The 5,684-nt window shown below is 58.1% G+C and carries 7 protein-coding genes; 2 read left to right on the top strand and 5 right to left on the bottom strand.

Annotation, left to right across the window (positions count from 1 at the left end; genetic code table 11):
- The 3 genes from groL to ACESMB_RS14375 all read right to left on the bottom strand — a co-directional run.
- A partial coding sequence (gene groL, locus ACESMB_RS14385) for a chaperonin GroEL (RefSeq protein ID WP_372971919.1) occupies nt 1-1,617 on the bottom strand: 1,617 nt, incomplete at its 3' end.
- A 65-nt stretch (nt 1,618-1,682) separates the two neighbouring features.
- Complete coding sequence (gene groES / locus ACESMB_RS14380; protein WP_007155569.1) at nt 1,683-1,970, bottom strand: co-chaperone GroES; 288 nt, start codon at nt 1,968-1,970, stop codon at nt 1,683-1,685.
- 162 nt (nt 1,971-2,132) lie between these two features.
- A complete protein-coding gene (locus tag ACESMB_RS14375; RefSeq protein ID WP_372971918.1) occupies nt 2,133-2,693 on the bottom strand; it encodes an FxsA family protein in 561 nt (186 codons plus the stop codon).
- A gap of 95 nt (nt 2,694-2,788) precedes the next feature.
- On the opposite strand from ACESMB_RS14375, the gene ACESMB_RS14370 reads away from it, so the two are divergent.
- On the top strand, nt 2,789-3,550 hold the full coding sequence (locus tag ACESMB_RS14370; RefSeq protein ID WP_372971917.1) for an SDR family oxidoreductase: 762 nt from the start codon (nt 2,789-2,791) through the stop codon (nt 3,548-3,550).
- A gap of 219 nt (nt 3,551-3,769) precedes the next feature.
- Here ACESMB_RS14370 and ACESMB_RS14365 read toward each other — a convergent pair whose 3' ends face one another.
- The gene (locus ACESMB_RS14365; protein ID WP_372971916.1) at nt 3,770-4,075 is read right to left on the bottom strand and encodes an MGMT family protein; all 306 of its coding nucleotides are present in this window, start codon (nt 4,073-4,075) and stop codon (nt 3,770-3,772) included.
- A gap of 82 nt (nt 4,076-4,157) precedes the next feature.
- On the opposite strand from ACESMB_RS14365, the gene ACESMB_RS14360 reads away from it, so the two are divergent.
- Entirely contained in the window at nt 4,158-5,585 is a 1,428-nt protein-coding gene (locus tag ACESMB_RS14360) for an AmpG family muropeptide MFS transporter (protein ID WP_372971915.1), read from the top strand.
- A 1-nt stretch (nt 5,586) separates the two neighbouring features.
- Here ACESMB_RS14360 and ACESMB_RS14355 read toward each other — a convergent pair.
- A partial coding sequence (locus ACESMB_RS14355; protein ID WP_372971920.1) for a DUF520 family protein occupies nt 5,587-5,684 on the bottom strand: 98 nt, incomplete at its 5' end.

Below are 5,684 nucleotides of genomic sequence, written 5' to 3'. Positions count from 1 at the left end.
ACCCATGTCCGGCATACCGCCGCCGCCGGCGCCTTCTTCCTCCGGCTCGTCCGCAATCATCGCCTCGGTGGTGATGATCAGGGAAGCCACGGAAGCGGCTGCCTGCAGTGCAGAACGGGTGACTTTGGCCGGGTCCAGGATACCCATCTCCAGCATGTCACCGAACTCTTCGGTAGAGGCGTTGTAGCCGTAGGCGCCTTCGCCTTCCAGGATCTTGTTCACAACAACGGAGGCTTCGCCACCGGCGTTGGTTACGATCTGGCGCAGCGGAGCTTCCATGGCACGGCGCAGGATGTTCACGCCAGCCTTCTGCTCTTCGTTGATGGCGTCTACCTTGTCCAGGGCCGCAATGGCACGGATAAGGGTGACACCGCCGCCCGGTACAATGCCCTCTTCAACCGCAGCGCGGGTGGAGTGCAGGGCGTCTTCAACGCGGGCCTTCTTCTCTTTCATTTCCACTTCAGAACCGGCGCCAACCTTGATGACGGCAACACCGCCTGCCAGCTTGGCGACACGCTCCTGCAGCTTTTCCTTGTCGTAGTCGGAAGAGCTGTCTTCGATCTGCTTGCGGATCTGCTCAACGCGGGCTTCGATATCACCCTGGGCACCAGCGCCATCGATGATGGTGGTGTTTTCCTTGGTGATGTTCACGCGCTTGGCAGTACCCAGATCGTCCAGAGTGGTGTTTTCCAGAGTCAGGCCAACTTCTTCGGAAATCACGGTACCACCGCTGAGGATGGCGATGTCCTGCAGCATTTCCTTGCGACGGTCACCGAAGCCAGGCGCCTTCACGGCAGCCACTTTCACGATACCGCGCATGTTGTTCACAACCAGTGTTGCCAGCGCTTCGCCTTCGATGTCCTCAGCGATGATCATCAGCGGCTTGCCAGCCTTGGCGACAGATTCCAGCACCGGCAGCAGTTCGCGGATGTTGGAGATCTTCTTGTCAACCAGCAGGATGTACGGGTCATCCAGCTCGGTGGACATGTTTTCCTGGTTGTTGATGAAGTACGGGGACAGGAAGCCACGGTCGAACTGCATGCCTTCAACCACGTCCAGCTCGTCTTCCAGGCCACGGCCTTCTTCAACGGTAATGACGCCTTCCTTGCCAACTTTCTCCATCGCGTCTGCGATCAGCTGGCCGATGGTCTCGTCACCGTTGGCGGAAATGGTGCCTACCTGGGCAATGTTGCGGCTGTCATCGCAGGGCTTGGACAGGTCACGGATGGCCTGAACAGCGGCGATGGTGGCCTTGTCGATGCCACGCTTAAGGTCCATCGGGTTCATGCCGGCAGTAACGGCCTTGATACCCTCTTTAACGATGGCCTGCGCCAGAACGGTCGCAGTCGTCGTGCCATCACCAGCGGTGTCGTTGGTCTGGGAAGCAACTTCCTTGACCATCTGGGCACCCATGTTCTCGAACTTGTCTTTCAGTTCGATTTCCTTGGCGACGGACACGCCGTCCTTGGTCACGGTCGGTGCGCCAAAGGACTTGTCCAGAACCACGTTGCGGCCTTTAGGGCCCAGGGTTACCTTAACTGCGTCTGCCAGAACGTTAACGCCCTGAACCATACGTTTACGGGCGCTGTCACCGAATCTAACGTCTTTTGCTGCCATGTCTTCTATTCCTGTTCGTTAAACCCAATTTGTTCGTTCAATCGGATTGCTGCGTAAGCGAGCGTTTACTCGAGAACGCCGAAAATGTCGTTTTCGCTCATGATGAGCAGGTCTTCGCCGTCAACCTTCACGGTATTACCGGCATACTGACCAAAGACTACGGTGTCACCAACCTTGACCGCCAGTGCACGGGTTTCGCCATTGTCGAGAATACGGCCATTGCCTACGGCGATAACTTCGCCCTGGGACGGCTTCTCTTTGGCATTACCCGGCAGCACGATGCCACCAGCTGTTTTCTCTTCTTCTTCCTTACGGCGCACGACAACACGATCGTGTAGCGGACGTATTTTCATTGCTCGATATCTCCAATGTCAGGTTAGGTTTGGCAATGATGGTTGCGTTAAAAGCCGGGGCTTTTAACCAACTGTTTTACAGCGGTTATTGGCCCGCAGCGAACTTGTGAAACCTATGTGGGGGTGCCACATAGGTTTTCAATACTTGGCGGAAAAAAATTTTCACTTTTTTTCCGGCGTATCGTCGTCATCACGATCCAGGCGCTGATGATCATGCTCTGTCTCGTCCTGGTACTCCCCCTCGATAATGTCACCATTACGGTCAAAAGGGCTCTGACCGCCGAACGGGCCTTCGCGGCCACCGAACGGCCCCTGCCCCTCAAACGGTCCGCGCTGGCCGGCGGTAAACGTGAAGCTACTTCCCTGGCCGGCCACCACCATGCGCTTGAGGGCCTTGGCTGCAAGCCAGTGGCGGGAACCGGGGATCAGGCAGAGGAAGCCAATAGTGTCGGTGACGAAGCCGGGAGTCAGCAATAAGGCGCCACCCACCGCCAGAATCAGCCCTTCGGCCACTTCCCTCGCGGGCAGCTCGCCACTGTTGAGCCGCTGATTGGCCTTCAACAGCGTGGCCAGCCCCTGCTGCCGCAGCAGCGCGGCACCAATAACTGCCGTCAGCAGAACCAGACCCACGGTATTCAGGGCGCCAATGAGAGTTCCCACCTTGATCAGAATCGTCATCTCCACAATGGGCATGACGATGAATAAAAAAAGAAAAACGCCCAAAAGAGCCTCCGGGATCGATTGTGTCTGGTTGCGGCGGCAACAAAAAGCTCTGGTATACTCGCCTCACTTGTTAATTCACTACCTTAGGGCGAAACATGAAACTTCAAGATTCCGTGATTGCAATTACCGGTGGCGGCCAGGGCCTGGGCCGTGCCATGGCAGAATACCTCGCCGCCAAAGGCGCCCGCCTGGCGCTGATTGACCTGATGCCGGAAAAACTGGAAGAAGCCGCTGCTGCATGCGACAAAGCCGGTGGAGAAGCCCGGACCTACGTTTGCAACGTGGCAAAGGAAGAAGACGTGGAGAAAACCTTTGAGGCTATCGTGGCGGACTTCGGGCAACTGAACGGTCTTGTCAACAACGCCGGTATTCTGCGGGATGGCCTGCTGGTAAAGGGGAAGGATGGCCAGGTGGAAAAGCGCATGGAGCTGTCCCAGTGGCAGGCGGTGATCGACGTCAACCTGACCGGGGTTTTCCTCTGTGGTCGTGAAGCTGCTACGCAGATGATCAGGAACGGCGACGAGGGTGTAATCATCAATATTGCCTCTATTGCCCGCGCCGGCAACATGGGCCAGAGCAACTATTCCGCCGCAAAAGCCGGGATTTCGGCACTGGTGCCGGTCTGGGCCAAGGAGCTCGCCCGCTACGGCATCCGCTGCATGGGCATTGCACCGGGCTTCATCGAAACCGCGATGACCGCGTCCATGAAGCCGGAAGCCCTGGAAAAAATGACCGCCGGCATTCCCCTGAAGCGCATGGGCAAGCCAGAGGAAATCGCCTCGGCTGCGGCGTTTATCTTCGAGAATGATTACATGTCCGGGCGGATACTTGAGGTTGATGGGGCGCTTCGGCTCTAACCTCTGACCTGTTCTGGCCTGCCCTTTGGCCTGCGGGTTTGGGGGCTGGACAGGGGGTGGAGGTATTTTTTCTTTGGAAAAAGAACTCGCTTCGCTCAGACACCTTTTTCTGGCAGAAAAAATACCTCCACCCCCTGCCCGACCAGACTCCGACGCCAGCCTGTACCCCATGGGATTAGGCGAAGCCATAATCCAACACACCCGACATTACTCCAAAACCTACGGCTGCCACCCAAACTCCCGCATCGAGACCCTGCCATCAACCACCAAAACCCCCTCCTCCCGCAAACTCTGGGCCTGCAGCTCAAACGCCTCACTGCCGATGGGAAACGCAATCTGCCCATTACTGCGTATCACCCGATACCATGGAATTGAGTGCCCTTCAGGGAGTTTTCCCAGAGCCTTGCCAATATACCGCGCCTGTCGTCCAAGGCCCGCCATATCGGCGATCTGGCCGTAGCTGGCGACTTTGCCGGCGGGGATAGCGGCGACGACTTGCCAGATTTTCTGGTCTTTGGCACTCATTAACGCTCCATCACTTGGCCATTGGGCCGGAATTCAGCATACTCCCTCTTTTTCATTCCCATTCGGCCCCGGAAGACCGTTCATGGCACTGAATTCCGCCCATAAACTCCTGGAAGGCTTTCGAGTCTATCGTAATCCCCGGGTCATCGGCATGTTGTTTCTTGGCTTCTCGGCCGGGCTTCCGTTGTTGCTGGTGGGTGGCACTTTCACTGCCTGGCTGCGGGATCTGGGGGTTGAGCTTGCCACCATCGGTTTTCTCAGTTGGGTGGGCATGGCGCACTCCATCAAGGTTCTGTGGGCCCCCGTTGTAGACCGGGCCAGCATTCCCCTGCTGACGCGCTGGCTGGGATGGCGCCGCAGCTGGATGCTGGTTTCCCAACTGAGTATTGCCGGCGCCTTGCTGGGCATGGCGCTCACGGACCCGACCCGGCAACAGTGGCTGGTCGCCCTTTGGGCCGTGGTCGCCGCTTTCGGTTCCGCCACCCAGGACATATCCGTGGACGCTTACCGCGTCGAGGCGGCAGAGCCCCATGAACAGGGCGGGATGGCTGCAAGCTACGTTACCGGCTACCGGGTTGCCATGCTCATGGCCAGTGCCGGAGCCCTGCATGTCGCCGCCGTCGGTAGTTGGTCCCTGGCCTATGGCACCATGGCCCTACTCATGGGTGTTGGTATGGTCACCACTCTGATCAGCTCCGAACCGAGGAATCGCCAGCCTGCCGCTGTTTTCGCCATGGAGGCGCGGGTCATCGGATACCTGGACCGCACCAGTCACAGCGGCCCCCGCAAAAACATTACCGCCTGGCTGATCGGCGCCTTTGTCTGCCCGTTTGCGGATTTCTTCCAGCGTTACGGTAAAGCAGCGCTGGTTGTCCTGGTTTTCATTGCCACTTTTCGTATCAGTGACATCTTCATGGGGGTGATGGCCAACCCCTTCTATCTGGACCTGGGCTTTACCAAATCCCAGATTGCCAATATTGCAGCGGCTTTCGGGCTGATAATGACACTGACCGGCGCGGCAGTGGGAGGCGCACTTGTCGCCCGCTTCGGCATTGCTCGTATGCTTCTGTTTACCGCCTTCATGGCCCCGGCTACCAATCTGACATTTGCCGGCCTCGCCATGATTGGGCCCCAGCAACCAGGGCTGATTGCGGCCATCATTGCCGATAACGTTACCGGCGGCATGGCGATATCGGTGTTTATTGCCTACCTGTCCAGCCTCACCAACACCGCCTATACGGCCACCCAGTACGCACTGTTCAGCTCATTGATGACGCTTCCCGGGCAGTTTGCCGCCGGCTTTACCGGCCTGCTCGCGGAGCACGTGGGCTGGGTGGGCTTCTTCCTGATAACGGCGGGAACCGGCGCTCCGGCCATCATTCTGGCCGCGCTGCTGTTCCGCATTGCACACCCGGACAAACCACGGGAACCGGTGCTGGCAGAGACTCCCGAAACGTCCGGAGGGTCTGGAGAGTCAGGAGAGTCCGAAGAGTATCGAAAACCCCGTTAGTTCAGTCGCGGAAATTGTTGAACTGCAGCGGAACGTCCAGCTCGGCTTCTTTCAACAGGGCAATGGCCGTTTGCAGATCGTCACGCTTCTTGCCTTTTA

It is taken from the genome of Marinobacter sp., assembly GCF_041686475.1.
Lineage (GTDB): Bacteria > Pseudomonadota > Gammaproteobacteria > Pseudomonadales > Oleiphilaceae > Marinobacter.
This window is presented reverse-complemented; position numbering and strand designations above follow the sequence as displayed.

Excerpts from the sequence above, each read along its gene's own strand:
- groES (WP_007155569.1), bottom strand. The coding sequence starts at position 1,970 with ATGAAAATACGTCCGCTACACGATCGTGTTGTCGTGCGCCGTAAGGAA.
- ACESMB_RS14370 (WP_372971917.1), top strand. The coding sequence starts at position 2,789 with ATGAAACTTCAAGATTCCGTGATTGCAATTACCGGTGGCGGCCAGGGC.
- ACESMB_RS14365 (WP_372971916.1), bottom strand. The coding sequence starts at position 4,075 with ATGAGTGCCAAAGACCAGAAAATCTGGCAAGTCGTCGCCGCTATCCCC.
- ACESMB_RS14360 (WP_372971915.1), top strand. The coding sequence starts at position 4,158 with ATGGCACTGAATTCCGCCCATAAACTCCTGGAAGGCTTTCGAGTCTAT.